Source organism: Metabacillus hrfriensis (genome assembly GCF_030127205.1).
Classification (GTDB): Bacteria; Bacillota; Bacilli; order Bacillales; family Bacillaceae; genus Bacillus_P; species Bacillus_P dongyingensis.
Window position 1 is genome coordinate 1993763 of sequence record NZ_CP126116.1, and the last position, 23958, is coordinate 2017720.

The following is a 23958-nucleotide window of genomic DNA, read 5'->3' on the forward strand; positions in this document are numbered from 1 at the left end:
AACATGCTATTCTTTCTATTGTTTATTCCTTTAGTTCACTATAGAATGAAAACTGTTGACATTTTTCCTGGCATTCTAGAATGAGTTGGCAGTATGTGTTAATGAAAGGGCTGTTTTTCAAAGACTGATATAGAAACAAAGTCTTTGTAAAGAGCTAGTGAATATGCCTGGGGGTAACAATTCGTTGAAAAAAATAGCATGGGTAACAGATAGTGTATCTTGTATTTCTGAAGATACAGCTGAAAAATACGGATTTAATGTTGTGCCGCTCTCCATTATATTTGATGGGAATTGTTATAAAGACGGCATTGAACTTACAAATGAAGAATTTTATAAAAAGTTAAAAGCATCGAAAGTTTCACCAACAACAAGTCAGCCTGCTGTAGGTGATTTCGTCGAATTATATGAGAAACTGAAACAGGAATACGAAATGGGGATTGCCATTCATGTGACTTCAAAAGTAAGCGGCACACTGAATGCTTCCATGCTCGCTGCTGAAATTGCCGGGTTTAATATGGTTCATATTGATTCAAAAATTGGCGCAAAAGCCCAGGAATATATGATGCTCGAGGGTGCCCGCATGGACCGGGAAGGGTATACAGGCGTAGAAATAGCCAAACATTTGCAGGAGCTTCCCGAGCGGGTAAGAGGGCTTAACTTGATCGGCAGCCTCGAACAGCTTCACAAAGGGGGACGTGTCTCCGGCGCAGGCATGGTGATCGGCAACCTGCTCCAAATTCGTCCCATTATTGAGTTTCAAAATGGCGAATTAGTGCAGCTGGAAAAAGTAAGAACGACGAAAAAAGCTGAAAACCGCATTTTTGAGCTTTTTAAAGCATCCTATACGGAGAAAGGCGTTTATGGAGTAGCTGTTATTCACAGCAATCTCTTCGAAAAAGCGAGAGAGTGGAAGGAAAGACTTTCACAAATCGACCCTGCATTAGAAATAGAAGTTGGAGATTTAAGTCCAGTTATTTCAGCACATGTTGGTGAAGGAACGATCGGACTGATGTGGTTTGAAAAGAAAACATCTGACAAATAAGCAGAAACCGCCAAGAGATCACCTCCAGGCGGTTTTTAAGTTTTTTATGAGGCAGTTTAGATTGCCCAAGTGCCTTTTCTGAATAGAGGCTCGCTTGTGCCGTCTTCCAAAATGCCGTCAATATCCATTTCTGCTGAACCGATCATAAAATCAACATGAGTGATACTTGAGTTGACGCCGTTTTTCTCCAATTCTTCGCGGGACATCTTCTTTCCGCCTTCAATACAGAAAGCATAAGCATTGCCGATTGCTAAATGATTGGATGCATTTTCATCGAAAAGTGTATTATAAAATAAAACATTTGACATAGAAATAGGAGAATCATGAGGAACAAGAGCCACTTCTCCGAGGTAATGCGAGCCCTCATCTGTTGCTGTGAGTTCCTTTAAAATCTCTTCGCCTTCTTCTGCCTTGACGTCTGTAATCCGGCCTTTTTCAAATGTGATCGAAAAATTGTCAATCAAATTACCACCGTAGCTAAGGGGCTTTGTGCTTGCTACAACACCATTTACGCCTTCTTTTTCAGGAACAGTGAACACTTCTTCTGTCGGCATATTAGCCATAAATTCGTTGCCTTGTTCATTGACGCTTCCAGCGCCAATCCATAGGTGTTTCTCAGGAAGTTCGATTGTTAAATCTGTTCCCTGTGCGCGGTAATGGAGCTTTTTATATTTTCTGCCGTTTAAATATTCTACCTTGCTGTTCAGTGATCGGTCATGTTCCTTCCATGCTGCTACAGGATCTTCAAGATCTGTGCGGGTTGCTTTGAAGATTGCATCCCACAGCTGTTCAACTGCATTTTCACCAGCTTCCGGAAACACTTTTGCAGCCCATTTCTCAGATGGGACCGCAATCACAGACCAGCTTACTTTGTCTGCCTGAACATAATTTCTGTATGTAGATAATGCAGTGCCTGCAGCTTTTGAATTAGCAGCAATTCTCTTCGAGTCAATGCCCTTTAATAAATCAGGGGACGATGAAACGATCGACATAAATGCAGCGCCATTTTCGGCAAGCGTTTCAAGCCCTTTTGCACGCCACTCAGGAAATTCTTCGAAAGCTTCCTGCGGTGCAAGCTCAAATCTTGTACGGGTTACTTCGTCATCATTCCAGTCTACCTGCACGTGTTTTGCACCTGTTTCATAGGCTTTTTTTACAACTAATCGAACAAACTCAGCTGCATCAATGGAAGCGTTGATGACAAGCGTTTGCCCCTTTTGGATATTCACTCCGACTTTGACAGCAAGCTCTGCATATTTTTCGAGATTTTTTTGAAAAGAGGTCATTAGTTTATCTCCTTTAACCAGAATTAGTTCTATTTTATCAGAACTGCTAACATTAGGAAATAAAAAGACTGAGTATTCTATATACAAACAGATATCAGATCGGAATACTTTATCAAATTCACAAGAAAAGTTAGAATAGAAGGGAAAGAAGGTGGAATTGTGCTTGATCATCAATTCATCAAAACGGACAGACAACGGATATTTTTGGAGAAGGCTGCCGAGCTTGCACAGCAGTTCTCAGTGCGTGCCGATTATTACGATAAGCAGGCTCTTTTCCCTTTTGAAAATTTCAATGATTTAAAAAGAGCGGGCTTTTTGAAATTATCAATCCCTCAGAAATATGGCGGAGACGATCTGACTCTTTATGAATTCGTGTTAATACAGGAAAAGCTTGCACAGGGTGACGGAGCAACAGCTCTATCACTTGGATGGCATCTTGGAATTCTTATGAATATTAGAGAAACTGAAAAGTGGGAAGAAAAAACGTATGCACGGATTTCCCGAGAAATCATACAGTTCGACAAATTATTGAACAGTGCAGCGTCTGAACCGAATGGAGGAAGTCCTGCAAGAGGCGGAAAACCTGAAACGACGGCAAAACGCAATGGGGAGAAGTGGATCATTAACGGCAAGAAAATATTCACTTCACTTGCACCTGCGCTTGATTATTTCCTGATTACTGCAACAATAGAGGATACAGGCGAAGTGGGGGAATTTATTATTCCAAGGGAATCTCCCGGGCTGTCCATTGAAGAAACGTGGAACACGCTTGGAATGAGAGGAACAAGAAGTGACGATTTAATTCTTGTGAATGTGGTACTCGAAGCAGAGGCCTTAACGGGTTTGAAAACGAAATCTTCTAAAGGACCGGTTCCGCAAGGCTGGCTGCTCCATATACCGGCATGTTACTTGGGAATTGCCATTGCAGCAAGAAATTTTGCTGTTCAGTTTGCAAAAAAACATCAGCCAAACAGCTTAAATCATCCAATTAAAGATCTGCCTGAAGTAAGAAGAAAAATAGCAAAAATGGATCTTTCGCTTCTGACGGCGAGACATCTTTTATACGGTACAGCGGAAAAATGGGACGCATCACCTAATGAGCGAAATAAGCTCTCAGCTGAACTTGCAGCTGCCAAGACAGTTGCTACAAATACAGCAGTCGAAGTGGTAGATTTAGCCATGCGAGTAGTTGGGGGGCAAAGCATGTTTAATTCCCTTCCCCTCCAAAGATATTACAGAGATGTAAGAGCGGGACTACATAATCCTCCGGCTGATGAGATTACATATTCGATTCTTGCAGACCAGGCTTTTCAAGGAGAGGAACAAGGTAAATGAACCTTTCAAGCGAGTTTAAACAGACAATTATCGGAGTTCATGGAGATTCAGGAGAAGCATGGCTGCGTGAACTGCCTTACCATATTGCCCGCTGTGAGCAGACATACGGTCTTAAAATAGGTGATCCTTATAAATTGACGTATCATTATGTGGCACAGGCTAGTATGGAAAATGGAGAAGAGGCAGTTGTTAAAATCGGTCTTCCCAACCACAAAGATTTAATCGCAGAGTGCATCGCTTTAAAGATAATGGGCAGCGGCAATGGCATGGTAAAGCTGATTGATGACCATTTAAATCAGGGACTATTAATTTTGGAAAAATTAAACCCAGGCACCATGCTGTCAGAGGTGAACAGCGATGAAACGGCTGTTTCAATTGCTTCATCTGTTATGAAGAAAATTTGGCAGCCTTATGCAGGTGACCATGATTTCCCCCACTTGTCAGATTGGATGGCGGGTTTGAGGAGGGTGGAGCAAAATATCATTGCTGAAAAATGGATTCATAAAGCGGAAATTCTTTTTGATGATTTAATTAACTCCAGTACTAACCCCATTCTTCTGCATGGAGATCTTCATCAGGACAATATCTTGAAAAAGGGCAAGGACTGGCTTGCCATAGACCCTAAGGGGGTTATAGGGGAAGCGGAATATGAAGTAACAAGCTTTTCCAAAAATTATCTATTTGATAAAAAAAATCCTAAGGATGTGCTGAGAAAGAGACTTGACCTGTTTGAAAAAGAATTAGGCCTGGACCGAACCCGGATGATTGGCTGGGGCTTTTGTCAGGCTGTACTGAGTGCATGCTGGTGTCTTGAGGATGGGGCAGCATGTTTTGAAGAGAATCTTCACCTAGCCGAGATGTACGATGTCATGATGTAACTGCTTTCAAATGGTGTTGACATATTCAGTTTTTTTATCATATACTAATATCATTCTAATATCGGAAAGGAAAAGGTACAGGAGACATGTGGAACTAATCTTATTTTCTAAACGTTTTTTGAATAATCAAAAAAACGAGACCTAGAGAATAGGATGAGTGCGCTCATTTTTCATACCATTTCCAGCTGAAGGCCCAGAAACATGCATCTTTTTGCATTTTTTTCTGTACCCTTCTGTCTATTTCATATGGTTGAAATCCTCTCTAGGCGAACTTGGGAGGTTTTTTTATGGGTAAAAATGAAAGATTAAAACAGCGAAGTGCAAATACAATCCTTAATGTAAAGGATGTAAAAAAACAATATGGAGATAAAGTGATACTTGAAAACATACAGTTTGAATTGAAACAAGGAGATTGTGCGGGATTAGTCGGATACAACGGTGCAGGCAAGACGACCTTAGCCAATCTGATTTTTGGGAAGCTTCTTCCTGATGAAGGCAGCATCTACAGAAAAAAAGACCTGAAAGTCGGATATCTGATGCAATCAGTTGATTACACCGTACATGATTTTAAAGGTGTTTTGGAAGATCAAAGCTTCGAAGCAATCTTTGAAACGACAAAAAAATTAGGACTTGAAAAAGTGCAGAATTGGGAAGATGACCGGCTTCATCATTTAAGCGGCGGTGAGAAGCTGAAGCTCGCACTCGCTCATGTATGGGCCTCAAACCCCGATCTGCTGATTCTGGATGAACCGACCAATCATTTGGACTATCAGGGAATAGAATGGCTTGTGGATCAGCTGAGGACGTTTAGCGGAGCTGTGCTGATTATCTCACATGACAGGTATTTTCTCGACAGAACCGTATCTTATATTTTTGAACTTGAAAATAAGAAGATGGTGGAATACAAAGGGAATTACACAGCTTACAGGATCGAGAAGAAAAGGCTCTTGGAAGAACAAAAGCATCAGTATGAAGTGCAGCAGCGGTATAAAGCAAAAATTGAAGGGCAAATGGAAAATTTAAAGAATTGGTCAGATAAAGCTCACCGTGAATCAACCAAGCAGGGAAGTCCTTCTGAACGGAAACAAATGGGTTTTAAAGAATACAACAGAGTAAAGGCAAAAAAAATGGACATTCAGGTTCGTTCTAAGATGAAGCGGTTAACGGCTGAGCTTGAAAAAAATAAAATAGAAAAGCCGCAAGAAGAAGCGAAAATCTTGTTTCAGTTCGATTCAAGCGGCAAGAGGGGCAGACGTGTACTTGAAGCAAAGGATCTTGAAAAAACGTTTGGGCAGCTGTCCTTGATTAAGAAAAGCCATTTTTATATTAAACATGGCGAGAGAATTGGCATGATTGGAAAAAACGGTGCAGGTAAATCGACGCTTATCCGGATGATTCAAGGCATGGAAGACGTAACCGGAGGCGAGTTATGGAAAAGCGAAACGATGAAAATCGCTTATTTAAGTCAGGATGTGAATGATTTAAAAGAAGATGCAACGGTTCTTCGGGCTCTTGATCTTCATGAGAGGGAACAGATCCTAAGAGCGCGGACCATTTTCGCAAATATGGGGCTGCCTGAAGAAAAACTTCAGCAGACAATCGGTTCACTTAGCCTGGGTGAACGTACAAGGGTGAAGCTCGTGTCTATGATCCTCAAAGAATATGACGTTCTCATACTCGATGAGCCGACAAACCATTTGGACCTCCCGAGCCGCGAACAGCTAGAGGAGACCCTTGATGAGTTTGAAGGGACCATCATCATTGTCTCTCACGATCAGTATTTTATAAATAAATTATGTGATAAGCTGCTCGTATTTGAAGATGGGACCGTAAGAAGAGTGGAAATGAAGCTTGATGACTATTTTTCCAGGAGCAAAAGTGAATCGAATGAAACTGATATTGAGAAAGAGCTGCTTAAAATAGATCATCAGCTGACAGCTGTTTTAAGCAAGCTGAGTGTAATCAGCAGAGATGATCCTTCTTTTGAACTGCTTGATGAAGAGTACAGCAGACTTCTTAAAGCTAAGAAAAAGTTAACAGGCTGATCATAAAAGGCTGAGTCACGATGACTCAGCCTTTTATAATAATAGTTAGATTTTAGAAGCTGCTATAATTTGAACCTCTAGAGTGCCGCTTTTTTGATCGGTTATGGATTTAATAATGACTGGATAGTCTTTATTATTCATGAATTTAAAATCGTAGCCTCCCCAGGAAACAGTTGCATCCTGATTAATAGGGACATAGCCGACTGTTTTAGAATGATGATGAAGTTCGATTATTTCAAGACCTGCCTTGGCAACAGCATTGTACAAAGTGCTTGAAGTCTGGCAGATGCCTCCGCCGATTCCTTCGACAAACTCTTTATTTACAATCTCAAGCGCTTTTTGATATCCGCGTGCAGGTGTTCTCTCGCCGACGATTAAATTAAAATAAAATCTGTCTCCAGGACCAAGTACAATTTCATTAATCGCATTCGAAGAAATGGCAATATTGGTGCTTCTGCCTGCAACAGAAGGATTGAAAGCTGTTTTATAGCTTCCGATCACTGTTTGTTTAGCGCCATTTAGGGCTTCCTGCGTAATATTTGGAGCTGTCTCCGTGATAGGGAGCGGGATTTCCTGATTAAAAGCAGAAAGATTCAGCAATTGATTTAATAGAGCCTCTTCGTCCAGGACAACTCGGCTTTGACCCGGGAAAAGCTTGCCGTTTTTAACTTTTGAAGGGGTCATCGGCTGATCAAATTTATCTGCCATCTGCCGGACCAGTGCCTTCATATCCTTTTCATGCTGCTCTTTATTTTTATCTGCAGCCGGTATAAATGTGGTTACTGTGCTGCCGTCTCTGCTGTCAATCAGAGCAAACTCCCGGTTCATCTCCATCGCCTTTGAAGAAACAGCTTTTGCACTCACGGCATTATTCGCCATGATAAGTTTTTCTTTTTCCACCAAACCGCATCCGCTTAGAACAAAAGTAATTGATACGAACAATAATAAGCGTTTTATGTCGTTCTCCCCCAGTGAAATTGTAGATTAGATGTTTTTATGTGAATCATACAATAGGTAAGACGCATATGAAAAGAGAAAAGTTTCAAAAAATTGGAGAAAAAAAGAATAATTTTCAAGTGATTGATTTATTTAGAAAAAGAAAGTAGAATGAAAAAACAGGAACAAACGTTCTGTGTCGAGCAAAAAAAAGAACCGCAGTAAAATGCGGCTCTTTCACACTAATATTATTTTGAAACTTTTTGAAGCTTGTGAATGACCTGAAGAGATCTTCCTGTTCCGATTGCAACTGATTCAAGCGGGCTTGGAGCAAGGTGTACAGGGACGACAATTTCTTCACTGAGCCATTCCTGCATGCCTTTCATTAATGCACCGCCGCCTGTCAGAATAACTCCGCGGTCTACAATATCACCGCTAAGCTCAGGAGGACAGTCTTCAAGGGTAGCACGAATCGCTTCCAGTATATGAAGCAATGATTCTCTCATTGAATTCTGCATTTCTGTTGAAGATAGAGTTATCGTCTTTGGAAGACCTGTAACCAAGTCACGTCCTCTGACTTCCATTAACAGCTCGTCATGCTTGACAAGAGCATAGCCGATTTCCATCTTAATGTTTTCAGCAGTGCGCTCGCCGATTAACAGGTTATAGTTTTTACGGACATATCCAATAATATCCTCATCAAGCTGATCACCGCCGATTCTGATGGAGTGGCATGATACAACCCCGCCAAAAGAGATAATGGCAACCTCTGTTGTACCGCCGCCGATATCAACAATCACATTAGCGATCGGTTCATCTACAGGAAGATCTGCACCAATAGCTGCTGCAACCGGCTCCTCAATTAAATGAACGATTTTAGCACCTGCATTTTTTACCGCATCGTGAATGGCACGGCGTTCAACACTGGTTGCACCTGATGGAGTACATACAACAACAGTAGGCTTTCTAATAGAAAAACCTAATTTTTTTGAAGCTTTTTTCATAATTTGCTTAAGCATTTCAGTTGTTACATCATAATCAGCAATTACGCCATCTTTTAGCGGTCTGACCGCCACAATTTTACCAGGCGTTTTGCCGATCATGCTTTTTGCTTCCGTCCCTACAGCCAAAACATTTTTTGTTACTGTATCAATCGCCACAACGGACGGTTCATTTATTGCGATTCCTTTATCCTTGCTGTATACAAGAATATTTGCTGTACCTAAGTCAATACCAATTTCAGAAGTAGAAAACATATATCTTCACCCAATCCTCATAGATTTCGAGTCTTTAATATTCATTCTGCGAACAGTGTCGATTTATGGGGGTAGCTGGCCTTTTTTTTTAGAATGTATTTTATGGGAACTTCAGGGAATAAGAAAAAGAGTATTGAAAAAGGAAGTGCATCTAAAGTGGAAGTGAAATTCTGTAGACATTCTTTTGTAGTAAAAACCAGTATCGTGCTCCCCTCTGATACAAACAATTATGGAACATTGTTCGGAGGGAAGCTTATGGCTTATATCGATGACGTAGCAGCCATTTCTGCAATCAGACATGCCCGGGCGCATGTTGTCACTGCTTCAACGGACTCTGTTGATTTTCTGCATCCAATATATGAAGGAAACTCAGTTTGTCTTGAAGCGTTTGTGACATATACGGGAAGAACATCAATGGAGGTTTTTGTAAAAGTCATTGCAGAAGACCTCCTGAACGGAAATCGAAATGTTTGCGCTCTATCCTTTCTTACAATGGTCGCCGTTGATGAACACAATAGACCTACTCCCGTACCAAATGTTATTCCCGAGTCAGAAACAGAAAAGATGCTGAACGACTCTGCACTTAAGCGTGCAGAAATCCGGAAAAAGCGAAAAGAAGACACTGAATCAATGGCAGCCGCATTCGGAACCGATTATCCCTGGCTGTAAGCGGAAAGAAAGTGATGCAAAGCCTAAAGGAGCAGGATGTCCTGTTTCTTTGGCTGAATGCATTATGGGGGAATCTAAAACCTTGGTCTTATTCATTCTAAATGAAATACTGAAGCAGTCATTTTCTATGCATGTATAGAGAAGCAGTAATCTTTCATAAATAATTGGACAGAAAACAGGATCTTCTGATAAAAAGAAGTATATCTTTCTATTAATTGATCTATAAATCTATTGACGACGGTGTCAGGTATCACCCTTAAAAAAAGGAGAAACTAAATTGAAACAGTTATGTGTTATACCATGCGGAAATAAAAAAATTTGGGATAAGGTGCCTCATCTTGGAAAAGTTGAAGCTCAAAATGCCTATACGGGAACCTTTCATTTGCTCTGCCGGCAGTATGCCGAAAAGTTTTTCGATGATTGGGTCATTCTTTCTGCTAAACATGGCTTCTTATTCCCTGAGGATTTTGTTCCGGGCAATTACAATGTCTCGTTCAGCATGAAAACAGAAGAAGTGATAAGACTTGAAGAGCTGAACATGCAGGCTTATGAAAAGAACCTGCATCAATTTAATAAGTTTGTTGTGCTTGGAGGCAAGAAATTCAGACCCATTATAGAAACTGCGGTTGAAGGGGAATACATTTATCCGCTGCAGGGCTGTACAGGAATCGGATATATGCAGCAAATGCTAAAAAAAGCGGTTCTTACAAATCATAGTCTCCATGATTGATAGAGAGACATAAGACAGTTGAATATACTGATAAATCAGAAAATGGTATACTATAAAAAAACAGAGGCGAAAAGGTGCTGTGATGAACAAATATACGGGCAGAATTATGATTACTTTAATAGCAGTATGTATTCTGATTTTATGGAATATCTTAGACTATTATTTGGGGAGTCAGTCTGTCCCTTTGATACTCAGAAGTTTATTCTGCTTATTAGTCTTGTCTGTTGTCTGGAAATTAGGCACTTATTTTGACCGTTCCAAATTGTTGATTCATCAGCTGAGCGAAAGTCAGCTCCGCTATAAAAACCTGCTTGGTGAGACGAAGATGGTCCTTGAAAATATTCAGGAAGTCGTGTTTCAAACAGATGGTGAAGGGAATTTTATTTACTTAAATCCTGCATGGACGGACGTAACAGGGTATGAAAGATCAGAAAGTCTTTATTCCAGTTTTTATCATTACATTACATTTGAAGATAAAAAGCGGGTAAAAAGCAAGCTTGTTGAATATACAGCTGCGAAACGACCCGAGGGAAAACTGGAAACATCCTATCGCAAGAAAAGCGGCGGAGAATTTTATGCTCATGTTCAATTCAAAATGTATTATGACAATGAAGGCTATTTGATCGGAACGGTCGGGACAATTCAGGACATTACTGACAGAAAACTGGAAGAGCGGGAATGGAGAGAAATGAATGAGCACCTTGCCCTGAAATCCCAAAAACTTTCCATTGCCGGACAGCTTGCAGCGGGCATTGCACATGAGGTAAGAAATCCGCTTACATCCATCAGCGGTTTTCTTCAGCTGATTAAAAAAGAATTTCCTGGCAAAGATACATATTTTGATATTATCTTTGGAGAAATAAAGAGAATTGAGCTGGTTCTTAGTGAAATGCTTGTCTTGGCCAAACCGCAGGCGATTCATTTCAGGGAAAAGAATATGATTTCCATTTTGGACCAAGTGGCTGTACTGATTGAATCCAATGCCATTTTACATAATATCCAGATTGAAAAAAGTTTGCCCTCAACAGAAATTATAGTGGAATGTGATGAAAATCAATTAAAACAGGTATTTATAAATCTAATTAAAAACGCGATTGAAGCACTGCCTGATGGAGGAAATATCCACATGAGCTGCAGACTGAAAGGGGAATATGTGATCATAGCAATTGAAGATGATGGTATGGGGATACCAAAAGAAAAAATCTCAAAACTTGGCGAACCATTCTTTTCTACAAAAGAAAAAGGGACTGGTCTTGGTCTGACCGTTTGCTTAAGGATAATAAAAGATCACTATGGCCATATCAATGTAAACAGCAGCTTAAATAAGGGGACTACCTTCGAGGTTGTACTGCCAGTTGTGAATCGCCATACGATATTAGAACCAGTTTAAGAGGAGAATGGTAAGATGAACTGTCATTTATTTGTTTATGGGACACTGCGCTATATGGAGAAAAATCATCATTTTTTAAAGGATAGAACATGTATTGCCGAACAGGCGTGGACAAATGGATCGCTGTATGATTCGAATGACGGCTATCCTGCGATGACTGTGGAACAGGAAACAGTTTACGGAGAACTCTATGAAATTGATGAGGAACTGCTTCCTGAAGTTCATGTACTAGAAGGGTACAATGGACCTGAAGCAGATGACAATTTGTTCGAATTTGTGCCAATCCGTGTCTATACAGATAAAATGGAATATGATGCTTTTTGTTATGTCATAAAGCCGGAACAGGCTGATACAATGAAAAAAATAAAGAGCGGAGACTGGAAAGAATATCAGTTTATCTTGAATCCGCCAGCTGAAACGTTTTATTTTGCTTATGGCTCGTGCATGGATACCGAACGATTTCAAAAAGCGGCTGTTGATCATCATTTTGCCGATGTAATCGGCGGAGGAAAAGCAGAAAAGTATTCTGTTAAATTCACAGTTACGATGGAAGATGGGGGCCGTGCTGACATCGTTGAAGATGGCGGAGGGGCTGAGGGCATTTTATACCGTGTACCTGAGGAAGCGGTGGACTATCTTTACATGCGTGAAGGTGTTGATTCTAAATTGTATCGTCCAGCCTTCATTAAGGTGGAAACGGGCGGAGTGGTTTATGAGCAGTGCCTTACCTTTACAGTGGTTCAGAAAAAAGAAGAGTTCCGCCCGCCTGGCCATTACTCAACAGAAATATTAAGAGGTGCAAAAAGCAGACTCGGAGAGGAGTATATTGAAAAAATCCGGGCATATATGGCTGCTCTTCCTGAATATAAACCATAATCAGCAAAGAGAAATCTTCTTTGCTGATTATGATTTCAAAAATTGTTCATCACATCACAATCTTGGCATGTTTTACTTTGGGGAAACTGTGATATAAGATCATTAGAACAATAAAAGGAGATGTGGCCCTTTGGCTGAACTTGATAGCGTCATACTTAGCCGGATGCTTACGACATTGACACTTGCCTTCCACATTATTTTTGCAACAATTGGAGTCGGAGTTCCTGTTTTAATATCTATTGCAGAGTGGATGGGAATCAGGAAAAACGATCCGCACTATATCCTGCTGGCAAGACGCTGGACGAGGGGCTTTGTAGTGACAGTGGCAGTGGGTGTCGTTACAGGAACATGTATTGGATTGCAGTTATCTTTATTATGGCCGAGTTTCATGGAAATTGCCGGCCAGGTGATTGCCTTGCCGCTTTTTATGGAAACATTCGCTTTTTTCTTTGAGGCAATCTTTTTGGGGATTTATCTTTACACATGGGACAGGTTTAAAAAACCAATTTACCACTGGCTTATCTCCATTCCGATTATGATAGGATCATCGATGTCTGCCGTGTTTATTACCACCGTCAATGCTTTCATGAATACTCCTCAGGGATTTACGCTGAAGGGCAGAACGATTACAGGCATCGATCCGATTGCTGCAATGTTTAATCCTGCAGCACCTTCAAAAGTCTTTCATGTGCTGATGTCTTCCTATATGACTTCAGCCTTTGTGCTCGCTGCTATAACTGCTTTTATGATCATTAAAGGAAGAAGAACAGACTATCACCGTAAAGCCTTGCAGGTGACAATGGTCTCGGCTCTTGTCTTTTCGCTTGGTACGGCTCTCGCTGGTGATCTCTCTGCAAAATTTTTGGCGGAGCATCAGCCTGAAAAGCTTGCAGCAGGGGAGTGGCATTTTGAAACAGAAGCCGGAGCTGATTTAATTTTATACGGTACACTGAATGAAAAAGGGGAAATCACCAATGAAATAAGAGTTCCTAAAATGCTCAGTTTCTTATCATTCAGTGATTTTAATGCAGAAGTAACAGGATTAAATGAAATAGAAGAAGATTTAAGACCTCCTCTATGGATTCACTATATGTTTGATGTAATGGTCACTATTGGGATGTTCGGCCTGGGACTGTCTATGCTGTTTGTTTTATTTGGAAAAATAAAAAGGCTGAATGGTTTCCAATCGAGGCTTTTATGGCCGATTGTAGCTGCAGGACCTCTTTCCATGATTGCAATCGAAGCAGGCTGGATTTTTGCCGAGGTAGGACGTCAGCCATGGATTCTCAGAGGTTATATGAAGGTTGCTGAAGGAGCAACGACCTCTGATCATGTAGGGTTAATGTTTGTACTGTTTTTTGGCCTGTACACCTTGCTCGGAACACTGTGCATTATTGTGTTAAAACGAATGTTTAAAGAAAATCCGGCAGAAGCGGAGCTAGAGTACCGGTTTAAATAGGAGGGAGAAGTCTAAATGGATATTCCAATCGTTGGAATGACGGTTCTGTGGGTTTTTCTTTACGGTTATTTAATTGTTGCTTCTATAGATTTTGGAGCTGGTTTCTTTGCTTTTTACGCCCAGCTGACAAAGCGGGATGATATCGTAAATAACTTAATCAGCCGCTATTTGTCGCCGGTGTGGGAAGTAACAAATGTCTTCTTCGTCTTCTTTTTTGTGGGGATCGTCGGTTTTTTTCCGCAAACAGCGTATTATTATGGTACAGCACTGCTGGTTCCAGGCAGCATAGCGCTGGTTTTAATCGCGATCCGCGGTTCCTTTTACGCATTTGGGAACTACGGGGCTAAAGACAGTCTTTTTTATACGTTTTTATATGGAGCCACAGGACTTTTAATTCCTGCGTCTCTGTCTACAGCTCTTTCAATATCAGAAGGCGGCTTTTTGGAAGAACGAAATGGCACGGTCGTATTTCTTGCTAATGAGTTATTTACAAGCTTTTATTCGTGGAGTGTGGTATTCCTTGCCATTGTATCCGTTTTGTTTATCAGTGCTTCTTTTTTAACCTACTATGCAGATCGTGCGTCAGACAGCAAAGCTTTATCGCTGCTTAGAAAGTTTGCTCTTTTTTGGGCGCCGCCTACAATCATTGCTAGCTTTCTTGTCTTTCTTTCCCTTCAGCAGCATAATCCCAGGCATTTTAATCATGCGCTCGATCTTTGGTGGATGTTCGGATCCTCACTCTTGTTTTTTATGATATCCGTTTGGCTAATCTATAAAAGAAAGAATTTTGGAACGGCCTTTATTATGGTGATGCTGCAATTTTTCTTTGCCTTCTTTGGCTACGGGGCATCACATTTGCCTTACATTCTTGATCCGTTTGTTACTATTTATTCGGGATATACCAACGAAACGATGGGGATCACACTTGTCATCGTTTTTATAGCCGGGCTGCTGCTTTTGATTCCCTCACTTATTTTGCTTTTGCGCCTGTTTTTATTTGATGCGGAATATGTGAAGGGCAAAAAGTAAAGCTTTAATTTATTTTAATTACGAATAGAGTTATGATAAACTTTGTTTATAGTATGATGGCTGGAGGAACGTACATATGAAAAAGGATTTTGCAGTTATTGGACTTGGGCGTTTTGGAGGCAGTATTTGCCGCGAGCTGAGCGAAGAGGGCATGGAAGTAATGGCCATCGATATGGATGAAGATAAAGTGAATGAGTATGCCAATATTGCTTCCCATGCTGTTGTCGGAGATTCAACGGATGAAGCCGTTTTAAAAAGCCTGGGCATCCGCAACTTCGATCACGTCATCGTGGCGATTGGCGATAATATTCAGTCAAGTATTTTAACAACATTGATGCTGAAAGAGCTAGGCGTAAAATTTATTACTGTAAAAGCGCAAAACGATTATCATGAGAAAATTTTAAGGAAAATAGGAGCTGATCAAATCGTTCATCCAGAGAGAGATATGGGCCGAAGAATTGCTCATAATCTGATCTCCAATAACGTTCTTGATTACCTTGAACTTTCCGATGAACACAGTATTGTAGAGATTGTCGTAAATAATAAACTGTCAGGAAATACATTAATCGACCTTGATATTCGTGCTAAATACGGAATTAACATAGTTGCTATAAAAAGAGGCAAAGAAATATTTGTGACACCACAGGCAGATGAAGTGATTCAAAAAGATGATATTTTAATTGTTATTGGTGCAGATACAGATATCGACAGATTTGAAAAAAGGGTTTTAGAAGCTTAATCGGAAAAGGACACGTGAAAGTGTCTTTTTTTGTTTTTTGTAATAGAACGTTTGTTCTTTGTGGATTGTGGTATAATGGAAGATGTATACATTCGTGAACATATGGGTGGTCGGCTAGCCCCTGTCTCTTTTCTTTGTGAAGCAAGGAAAGGGGGTGATGCCCGGGTGACAGTATATGAGAGCTTAACATTTGCCATTTCATTTGCTACGCTTATCATTGCCGTTCTGTCGTTTGACCAGAAAAAATAGACCTCCCAGCTTTGTCGATTGCGGGTGAGGTCTATTTTTTAATTGATTGAGAAAAATGGCCGACCCCGAGCGTGGGACCGAATGTATGCATGGCCGTAAGTGTTGCTGCACTTGCGGTCATTTTTATGTTATTCAACTTTATGGCTATCATACCACAGAATAAAAAATTATTAAACGGAAACAAAAAACGTTGACTGCAGGTTTATTTACTATTACTATATGTTACTAAATACTTATATTCAAGAACTCGTATAATATTGGAGATATGGTCCAAAAAGTTTCTACCGAACTGCCGTAAAAAGTTTGACTACGAGGAATGAATAATTAAGGCATGATTCAATTGCCTTTATTTATCTCACTCCTCCATAACAGCGAGGGGTTTTTTTATGAAAAAAGAAGAAATTATTCAATCAATAGAAGCAAGTACAAAAAGAAAAAAAGCCGATATCGTTTTTAAAAATGCTCAGATTGTCGATGTGTTTAATTCGGAGATTATAAGCGGCGACGTAGCCGTCACAAATGGAAGAATTGTAGGTATAGGCGATTATGAAGGCAATGAGGAAATTGATATAAGCGGGAAGTATCTTTGTCCCGGATTAATTGATGGTCATGTTCATATTGAATCGTCAATGGTACCGCCGCATGAATTTGCCAAAGTGGTGCTTCCTCATGGTGTAACAACTGTCATTGCAGATCCTCACGAAATTGCGAATGTTTCCGGGGTGAAAGGAATTCAATATATGCTGGACAGCTCAGAAGGAATTTTGCTTGATGTATTTGTCATGCTGCCGTCCAGTGTGCCTGCTACAAGCTTTGAACATGCAGGTGCAAGGCTGGAAGCTGTTGATTTAGAACCGCTTTTTGACCATGAACGAGTCATTGGGCTTGCAGAAGTCATGGATTATGTTGCTGTTCAAACAGCTTCTGACAGCATGCTGAATAAACTTGAAATGACTGCAAGGCACTCGCGCCTGATTGATGGACATATGGCGGGCCTTCCTGCTGATTTAATCAATGTCTACCGCTCTGCGGGGATTATGACAGATCATGAAGTGACGAATGCGGCAGAGGCAAAGGAGAGAGTGCAGCGGGGAATGTATGTGTTAATCAGACAGGGCTCTGTAGCAAAGGATCTTCCGAATGTAATAGAAGCTGTCAATGAACGCAATTCCAGACGATTTTTATTCTGCACGGATGATAAGCATTTGGATGATTTAGCAGCAGAAGGAAGCATCGATCATAATATTAGACTTGCTGTGCAGTATGGGGTTGATCCTATTACAGCCATACAAATGGCTACTTTAAATGCGGCAGAATGCTATGAGCTTAAAAATAAAGGGGCAGTGGCGCCCGGGTATGAAGCCGACCTCCTGATTCTAAACAGTCTCAGCGATTTTCAGATTGAACAAGTTTATAAAGCAGGGAAATTAGCAGCACTTGAGGGTGGGGTAAAGACGAATGATCAGAGAACAGTGAAAACACCTTCTGCATTATTAAATACAGTTCATCTGCATGATTTGCAGCATTCAGATCTTAAACTCGCTATATCGAACGATCAGCCTGTACCGATTATTGAAATCATTCCAAATCAGCTTGTTACAAGAAAAATATACGAACAAACAAGTGTCAGCGATGGTATTTTCCATCCTTCCACTGAGCTTGATCATTTAAAGCTAATAATGGCTGAACGTCATAAGAATACAGGATTAGTCGGAAAAGGAATTGTAAAGGGCTTTCAGCTGAAAAGAGGGGCAATCGCAACTTCGATTTCGCACGATTCACATAACCTTATTGCTGTCGGTACGAATGATTCAGACTTGTTGCTTGCTGTCAAAGCACTGAAAACCAATCAAGGAGGCTTAGCCGTTGTACAGGATGGAAACATTCTCGCACAGCTACCGCTCTCAATCTCGGGTTTAATATCTGATCAGCCTTATGAAGAAGTGCTGCACGGCCTAAAATCGATACATGAAGCATTAGAAAAGGTAGGTCTGCCTGACACCTTTAATCCATTCTTAACGTTATCTTTTCTTGGACTTCCTGTCATTCCGGAATTAAAAATAACATGTCAGGGAATCTTTGATGTCCATTCTTTTAAACATTTAGTGTATTAACCACAAACAACCGGTCTCGCAGTGAGACCGGTTGTTTAAATTTATGTATGATCGCCAGGGAGCTTTGTGCGAATAAATATTATTGCTCTAATGTATATTGCTTCATTTGCTTGCAGTCTAATTGAAGGATAGTCACTACTTTTTTTGTGGCAGGGCTGATCAGATCTGCTTTAACTCCTTTATCCTTTAGACGCTGTACGAATTTTTCAAGAGAGGACGGCTTTTTCATGGTTAGGCACTACCTTTCTTTCGACTTAAAATTTGACTGAACGGTCAGTGCAGTTTATTATACAGCATATTTTCTGATTCTACAATATGATGGAGCGCACATAAAGACAGTTCTTCTAATAGAAAAAAGCTGCCGGATTTCCGGCAGCTTTGCAGATTAAACCTCCATAATGATAGGTAAAATCATTGGGCGGCGTTTTGTTTTTTCGTATAGGAATGGTGCAAGAGTATCTGTAATTTCATTTTTAATTTCAGACCACTGGCTTGTGCGGCGCTCCATCACTTTATTTAAATGCTTGGTAATCAGAACTTGAGCATCATTAATAAGATCACCTGATTCTCTCATGTAGACGAATCCGCGTGAGATGATGTCAGGACCGGCAGAAATTTTAAATTCCTTCATATTAATGCTGACAACGACAATAACTAATCCTTCTTCCGAAAGAATGCGGCGGTCACGAAGTACGATGTTTCCGATATCGCCAATTCCGCTCCCGTCAATATAGACAGAACCAGAAGGAATTTTGCCTGCTACAGATACTTCGCGGTCACTGAGGGCCAGAACTTCTCCATTATCCATGATAAAGCAGTTTTCTTCCGCAACACCACAGTCCTTGGCAAGTCTTGAATGCATAATCTGCATGCGGTACTCACCATGAATTGGCATGAAGTATTCTGGCTTCATTAGACGAAGCATCAGCTTTTGCTCTTCCTGGCCGCCATGGCCGGACGTATGAACATCGCTTAAAGAACCATGAATGACTTCTGCGCCTGCACGGTAAAGCTGGTTGATTGTTCTGCTTACGCTGATTGTGTTTCCAGGAATCGGCGAAGAAGAAAATACAACGGTATCTCCAGGAATGATTTGAATTTGACGGTGTGTGCCATTTGCAATTCGAGATAGAGCTGCCATAGGTTCACCCTGGCTTCCAGTACATAAAATAGTCACTTTATTAGCAGGCAGGCGGTTAATTTCATGCGGTTCAACAAAAGTTTCTTTTGGACATTGAATGTATCCAAGATCTTGTCCGATTGCAATCGCTGATTCCATACTGCGGCCAAATACAGCTATTTTACGGTTATGCTGAACAGCTGCTTCTACGACTTGCTGAAGTCTGTGAATGTTTGATGCAAAAGTTGCGAAGATGACACGTCCATCAACTTTCCGGAAGATCTCCTGAATGCTCTCGCCGACACGGCGCTCAGACATCGTAAAGTGAGGAATTTCACTGTTTGTGCTGTCTGAAAGCAGACATAAAACGCCTTCTTTTCCGATTTCAGCCATTTTTGTCAAGTTTGCAGGTTCGCCGACAGGTGTAAAATCAAACTTGAAATCTCCAGTATGTACGATATTTCCTGGGGGTGTCTTTACAACGATTCCGTACGAATCCGGGATGCTGTGTGTAGTTCTGAAGAAGGTAACAGACGTCTTTCTGAATTTAATGATGTCATCTTCTTTAATTTCATATAATTTAGCCTGACGCAATAAACCATGCTCTTCAAGTTTGTTGCGGATTAAGCCGAGTGCAAGCTTGCCTCCGTAAATTGGCACATTTACTTGCTTCAGAAGATAAGGAATCCCGCCGATATGGTCTTCATGGCCATGTGTAATGAAAAGACCTTTAATCTTATCTTCATTCTTGACTAAATACGTGTAATCCGGAATCACGTAGTCAATTCCAAGCAATTCCTCTTCAGGGAATTTAATGCCGGCATCTATCATAATTATTTCATCCTGGAATTGGACACCGTACGTGTTCTTGCCGATTTCTCCGAGTCCACCAAGTGCGAATACCGCAACTTGATCATTTTTAACAAATTTCATAAAAATCAAATCTCCAATACTTTAAAGTTTTCGTTTTGTTTTTCATATTCAAGAAAAGCGCCTTCTACCGATTGAATAAATTCAATGTTATAAAAGCGGTCTTTTAGTTTATTTCTTGCGTCACCTTCTGTTTTAGCTTCAACAAAAAGTGTTTTTGTTTTTTCGCGGACAGGAACCTGATTTAATTTCTCCTGATAATAAACTTTATATAGCATTGCCAAATCTCTCCTTAACTGCCGTATGTTAGACTAACTTGTTCTATTATATGCGATAATCGTCCCTAAGCCAACCCTCATGAGCACTAGGCCCGTTTCAATTAGAAAAAAAACCCTCTATAACTAGAAAGGGTTTTTGTTAAGCCATTGTTTTTCTGCCAAGTATACTATTCCATTGAGATCTTAATCTGCGTCGCAATCTTTTCATCATTTCTGTCTCACTCCTTATCTTGTCCAATTCGATGTGTGCCGAGCCTTCGTGAATCTGCCAGACTTAGTATATGTGATATAGAGCAAAGTTAACATGGGTATTTGTGGAAAATGATTGTGTTTAATGATTAAATAAGAAGAGATTAAGCGATTTCGGTTGAGAAGCTAAATTTTTTCCTTTATTATGGGTCTAGATATGGTTGATTAATTCAGGACAGGTTAGGAGACGTTTTATGAATGGAAAAGTAATATTTTTTGATATTGACGGTACTTTATTAAATCACGATAAAGAAATACCGGACTCCACACGGGCAGCAATCGAAGATTTAAAAAAAGCAGGTCATCATGTTGCCATCGCGACAGGCAGGGCTCCTTTCATGTTTGAGGATCTTAGAAAAGAACTTGGAATCGATTCCTTTGTCAGTTTTAATGGGCAGTTTGTAGTTTTTGAAGGAAATGTCATTTATAAAAATCCTCTTAATACTGAAAGACTTGAAGAATTATATGAATTTGCTCGCACGTCAAATCACCCGTTAGTTTTCATGAGTGATGACACTATGATGTCAACAGAAACGGATCATCCTTATATACACGAGAGCATGGGCAGTCTGAAGTTTATGCATCCGGAGCGGGATCCTGACTTTTACCGCCATCACGAAATTTATCAGACGCTTCTTTTTTGTAAAGAGGGCGAAGAAGAAAATTATAAAAAATATGAAGACTTTCATATCATCCGCTGGCATGAGCTTGCTACCGATATCCTGCCTTTTGGAGGTTCTAAGGCTGAAGGCATTAAAAAGCTGATGGAACGCCTTGAGATTGAGAAAGATGATGTTTATGCATTCGGTGATGGATTGAATGATCTTGAAATGATTAAATATGCTGGTACCGGCGTAGCGATGGGGAATGCAGTTCCTGAACTGAAAGAGCTTGCAGATGAAGTGACATCAGATGTAAACCAGGACGGCATCCTTAATGGGCTGAAAAAAGTGGGACTGCTGTAGAAAAGCATAAGTTTATTGGGCCGAGATTAATATATGTAAAAAGAATTAATTGTTCTTATGACAATAAAAAACCTGTCTGCTAAAGCAGACAGGTTTTTTAGCGCTCAATGGCAATAGCATCTTCGGGTTCTTGCATAGGATCTTTTACATTCATATGATCATAAAACATGACTCCATTTAGATGGTCTATTTCATGCTGAAATACAATGGAAAGCAGGCCGCGGAGTCTTAAGTCGAGTTCTTCTCCTTCAAGCGAAACCGCTTTGACGCGAATTCTTGCATAGCGGGGCACATATCCAGGTACAGGGCGATCAACTGACAGACAGCCTTCACCGCTTGTTAAGTAGCTTTTTTCAACGGAATGGCTGATAATTTTCGGATTAAATAAAGCGTAGCTGTGCAATGTTCCTTTTTCATCTGTCAGCCGAATGGCAATCATCCGTTTTGAAACGTTTATTTGCGGTGCAGCAAGTCCTATGCCAGGTCTTAAGCCGTATTTTTCGATCATTTCAGGATTTTGACTATTTGAAACATAATCAAGCAAATCCTGCAATGTTTTTTTGTCTTCATCAGAAGGAGGCATGGCAACTTCTTCTGCCACCTTGCGAAGTGCCGGATGGCCTTCCCTGATAATATCATCCATTGTAATCATGGGGACTCACACTCCATTTCTTGCTAAATCATCTATATAAGTATAATGGAATTGCAGAAAAACGAAAAGTATTGCTTGTCCATTCAGGATAAGCGCCATTATTTTGCGGCTTGCCCACATAAAATGTGGGCATCTCTTCCGCAATCATTCATTAATAGTTGCCACAAAAAGCTGCACCGACGATAATTAATAGAATAAACAACACTACAATTAAAGCGAAAGTGCGTCCGCAATCACCCGCGTGGCCGTACCCGTATCCAGGATAACATCCGTACATGCAAAAAACCTCCTTTTAATTGACCCTCATGTTCTGTGCATTAGCCTGAGTGTCTAATATAACCTATGTCACGGAATGGGAAGTGTATAGACAAAAGCCCAGGTCCAATAAAAAAATTGGGAATTGAAGATGATCAGAATAAGGGGATTTAACATTTAATTATATAAAGTTTGATTGAACCTGTTGACCGCCTGAGTTTAAGCAAGCTTGCTCAGTATGAAAGTCTGGTCCCGCATTTCTCGCTGTCCACTCCTGGATACTTGGCCAAAACAAACGGCTGTCGGGTCTGACCAGTCGATTCTGCTTTTCTATTTAAAGAAGATATTGTAAAAAAACGAAGAACGTCTTATAGTTAAAGTGTTGAATGGTTAGGGGGACCCGCGGTGACAAAATTTTCAAAAGCAATTTCAGCAGCAGCAGCAATCTTTATTGGATCGGTAGTATTATCTGGCTGTTCAGGCTCTTCGCCAGAAGAAGAAATGTACAGTGCTCTTGAGAAGGTAGTATCTCTTGAAGATACATTTGAGGAGCAGCAGAAGCCTCTAATTGAGCTTGAAAAAGAGGAAAATGATCTTTACGAAGAAATTATTTCTTTGGGAATGAAAGAGTACGATAAAATTGTTTCTCTTTCAAAGGAAGCGGCAGCTGTTGTAGAAGAAAGAGAAAAGCGATTAGAGGATGAAAGGCAAAGCATTCTTGATTCCAAGGAAGAATTTAAAAACATTGCAGCTCTTTCAAATGAGCTCAAAGAAGACGGAGCGAAAGATAAGGCTGATAAGCTGCAGGGGCTGATGCAGAATCGCTATGATTCCTACGATGCCCTTTATGCTTCATATAAAGAAGCGATTGTCCTTGATAAAGAGCTTTATCAAATGTTTCAAAAAAAGGATTTGAAGCTTGAAGAGCTTGAAGCGAAAATTACTGAAATTAACAGTACTTACGAAAAAGTATTGGCCGAAAATAAAAAATTTAATGATTATACAGAACAGTATAATCAGGCAAAAATGGACTTTTATAAAGAAGCAGAGATTGAGGTAGAACAGCCGGAAGAAAATGCATCAAAATCCTAACAATACAGCTTGTTTAATAAAGTATGGCCTGCAGAGAGATAGTTCTCTGCAGTTTTTTTGTATTTAGACGTAAATCGCTGTGTCTATAGGCAGCTGCTTCAGCAATTTTCGAGATTCGGTTATAATGATACCTGTATCGATTTTTGTAATACAGAAGAACAATTAGTTATAGTACAGATTGATAAATAGGGAATAAAAGTAAAATGAAAACACTTGATATCTTTTAAGAATATCGATATAAATCAATTGACGAACTTATTTTTAATGGTGTACACTAAGAAATGTTGAAACGAATTGTATTAATTTCTTTCATCACTTAAATTAGTACAGATATTTGTACTGTCCAATACATAGAGAACGTTTCGGCATTCTCTCAGGTGGTATAAAGATATATAGAGGATAGCCTAAAAAAATGTGTCAGGCGTACTCATTTTGGGTAGGCTA

At 40.2% G+C, this 23958-nt stretch carries 22 protein-coding genes and 1 riboswitch; of the genes, 14 read left to right on the top strand and 8 right to left on the bottom strand.

The window, feature by feature from the left end:
- Nucleotides 1-184 precede the first annotated feature (184 nt).
- Complete coding sequence (locus tag QLQ22_RS09910) at nt 185-1042, top strand: DegV family protein (protein ID WP_223441846.1); 858 nt, start codon at nt 185-187, stop codon at nt 1040-1042.
- Nucleotides 1043-1098: 56 nt separating this feature from the next.
- On the opposite strand, the gene QLQ22_RS09915 is transcribed toward QLQ22_RS09910, so the two are convergent.
- Complete coding sequence (locus QLQ22_RS09915; protein ID WP_223441847.1) at nt 1099-2328, bottom strand: aminopeptidase; 1230 nt, start codon at nt 2326-2328, stop codon at nt 1099-1101.
- A 156-nt stretch (nt 2329-2484) separates the two neighbouring features.
- On the opposite strand from QLQ22_RS09915, the gene QLQ22_RS09920 reads away from it, so the two are divergent.
- The 3 genes from QLQ22_RS09920 to abc-f all read left to right on the top strand — a co-directional run bounded on the left by QLQ22_RS09920 (nt 2485) and on the right by abc-f (nt 6586).
- The gene (locus tag QLQ22_RS09920) at nt 2485-3663 is read left to right on the top strand and encodes an acyl-CoA dehydrogenase family protein (protein ID WP_223443301.1); all 1179 of its coding nucleotides are present in this window, start codon (nt 2485-2487) and stop codon (nt 3661-3663) included.
- Entirely contained in the window at nt 3660-4541 is an 882-nt protein-coding gene (locus QLQ22_RS09925) for an aminoglycoside phosphotransferase family protein (protein ID WP_223441848.1), read from the top strand. Before QLQ22_RS09920 ends, QLQ22_RS09925 begins: the two co-directional genes overlap by 4 nt.
- Before the next feature lie 287 nt (nt 4542-4828).
- The gene (gene abc-f / locus QLQ22_RS09930; RefSeq protein WP_223441849.1) at nt 4829-6586 is read left to right on the top strand and encodes a ribosomal protection-like ABC-F family protein; all 1758 of its coding nucleotides are present in this window, start codon (nt 4829-4831) and stop codon (nt 6584-6586) included.
- Nucleotides 6587-6631: 45 nt separating this feature from the next.
- On the opposite strand, the gene QLQ22_RS09935 is transcribed toward abc-f, so the two are convergent.
- A complete protein-coding gene (locus QLQ22_RS09935; RefSeq protein ID WP_252208572.1) occupies nt 6632-7486 on the bottom strand; it encodes a VanW family protein in 855 nt (284 codons plus the stop codon).
- Nucleotides 7487-7770: 284 nt separating this feature from the next.
- A complete protein-coding gene (mreBH, locus tag QLQ22_RS09940) occupies nt 7771-8778 on the bottom strand; it encodes a rod-share determining protein MreBH (RefSeq protein WP_223441855.1) in 1008 nt (335 codons plus the stop codon).
- Nucleotides 8779-8880: 102 nt separating this feature from the next.
- Between mreBH and QLQ22_RS09945 the strand changes: the two genes are divergently transcribed.
- The 8 genes from QLQ22_RS09945 to ade all read left to right on the top strand — a co-directional run bounded on the left by QLQ22_RS09945 (nt 8881) and on the right by ade (nt 18033).
- The gene (locus QLQ22_RS09945) at nt 8881-9447 is read left to right on the top strand and encodes an acyl-CoA thioesterase (protein WP_223441858.1); all 567 of its coding nucleotides are present in this window, start codon (nt 8881-8883) and stop codon (nt 9445-9447) included.
- Between the two features lie 277 nt (nt 9448-9724).
- On the top strand, nt 9725-10177 hold the full coding sequence (locus QLQ22_RS09950) for a DUF6884 domain-containing protein (RefSeq protein WP_284016550.1): 453 nt from the start codon (nt 9725-9727) through the stop codon (nt 10175-10177).
- 82 nt (nt 10178-10259) lie between these two features.
- On the top strand, nt 10260-11567 hold the full coding sequence (locus QLQ22_RS09955) for an ATP-binding protein (protein WP_284016551.1): 1308 nt from the start codon (nt 10260-10262) through the stop codon (nt 11565-11567).
- Between the two features lie 15 nt (nt 11568-11582).
- On the top strand, nt 11583-12443 hold the full coding sequence (locus QLQ22_RS09960) for a gamma-glutamylcyclotransferase family protein (RefSeq protein ID WP_223441867.1): 861 nt from the start codon (nt 11583-11585) through the stop codon (nt 12441-12443).
- Nucleotides 12444-12573: 130 nt separating this feature from the next.
- A complete protein-coding gene (locus QLQ22_RS09965; protein WP_284016552.1) occupies nt 12574-13902 on the top strand; it encodes a cytochrome ubiquinol oxidase subunit I in 1329 nt (442 codons plus the stop codon).
- A gap of 15 nt (nt 13903-13917) precedes the next feature.
- The gene (locus QLQ22_RS09970; protein WP_284016553.1) at nt 13918-14931 is read left to right on the top strand and encodes a cytochrome d ubiquinol oxidase subunit II; all 1014 of its coding nucleotides are present in this window, start codon (nt 13918-13920) and stop codon (nt 14929-14931) included.
- A gap of 76 nt (nt 14932-15007) precedes the next feature.
- Nucleotides 15008-15670, top strand: a complete 663-nt coding sequence (locus QLQ22_RS09975) for a potassium channel family protein (protein ID WP_223441875.1) — start codon at nt 15008-15010, stop codon at nt 15668-15670.
- A gap of 476 nt (nt 15671-16146) precedes the next feature.
- Nucleotides 16147-16249: riboswitch (purine riboswitch) on the top strand.
- Nucleotides 16250-16305: 56 nt separating this feature from the next.
- Nucleotides 16306-18033 (top strand): adenine deaminase, encoded by a 1728-nt coding sequence (ade, locus tag QLQ22_RS09980; protein ID WP_284016554.1) that lies wholly within the window; start codon nt 16306-16308, stop codon nt 18031-18033.
- 79 nt (nt 18034-18112) lie between these two features.
- Here the strand turns inward: ade and QLQ22_RS09985 are convergent, their stop codons facing one another.
- The 3 genes from QLQ22_RS09985 to QLQ22_RS09995 all read right to left on the bottom strand — a co-directional run bounded on the left by QLQ22_RS09985 (nt 18113) and on the right by QLQ22_RS09995 (nt 20301).
- Complete coding sequence (locus tag QLQ22_RS09985; RefSeq protein WP_223441879.1) at nt 18113-18262, bottom strand: hypothetical protein; 150 nt, start codon at nt 18260-18262, stop codon at nt 18113-18115.
- Nucleotides 18263-18418: 156 nt separating this feature from the next.
- Nucleotides 18419-20086: a ribonuclease J1 gene (gene rnjA / locus QLQ22_RS09990; RefSeq protein WP_223441882.1), complete on the bottom strand. Its 1668-nt coding sequence runs from the start codon at nt 20084-20086 to the stop codon at nt 18419-18421.
- Nucleotides 20087-20091: 5 nt separating this feature from the next.
- On the bottom strand, nt 20092-20301 hold the full coding sequence (locus QLQ22_RS09995; protein WP_070878987.1) for a DNA-dependent RNA polymerase subunit epsilon: 210 nt from the start codon (nt 20299-20301) through the stop codon (nt 20092-20094).
- Nucleotides 20302-20744: 443 nt separating this feature from the next.
- Between QLQ22_RS09995 and QLQ22_RS10000 the strand changes: the two genes are divergently transcribed.
- Complete coding sequence (locus QLQ22_RS10000) at nt 20745-21515, top strand: Cof-type HAD-IIB family hydrolase (protein WP_223441885.1); 771 nt, start codon at nt 20745-20747, stop codon at nt 21513-21515.
- Between the two features lie 97 nt (nt 21516-21612).
- Here the strand turns inward: QLQ22_RS10000 and def are convergent, their stop codons facing one another.
- Both def and QLQ22_RS10010 read right to left on the bottom strand, forming a co-directional pair.
- A complete protein-coding gene (gene def, locus QLQ22_RS10005) occupies nt 21613-22167 on the bottom strand; it encodes a peptide deformylase (RefSeq protein ID WP_223441889.1) in 555 nt (184 codons plus the stop codon).
- A gap of 151 nt (nt 22168-22318) precedes the next feature.
- Nucleotides 22319-22444, bottom strand: coding sequence for a YjcZ family sporulation protein (locus QLQ22_RS10010; RefSeq protein WP_223441891.1), 126 nt, complete (start codon nt 22442-22444; stop codon nt 22319-22321).
- A gap of 383 nt (nt 22445-22827) precedes the next feature.
- Between QLQ22_RS10010 and QLQ22_RS10015 the strand changes: the two genes are divergently transcribed.
- Entirely contained in the window at nt 22828-23514 is a 687-nt protein-coding gene (locus QLQ22_RS10015; RefSeq protein ID WP_223441893.1) for a YkyA family protein, read from the top strand.
- Nucleotides 23515-23958 lie beyond the last annotated feature (444 nt).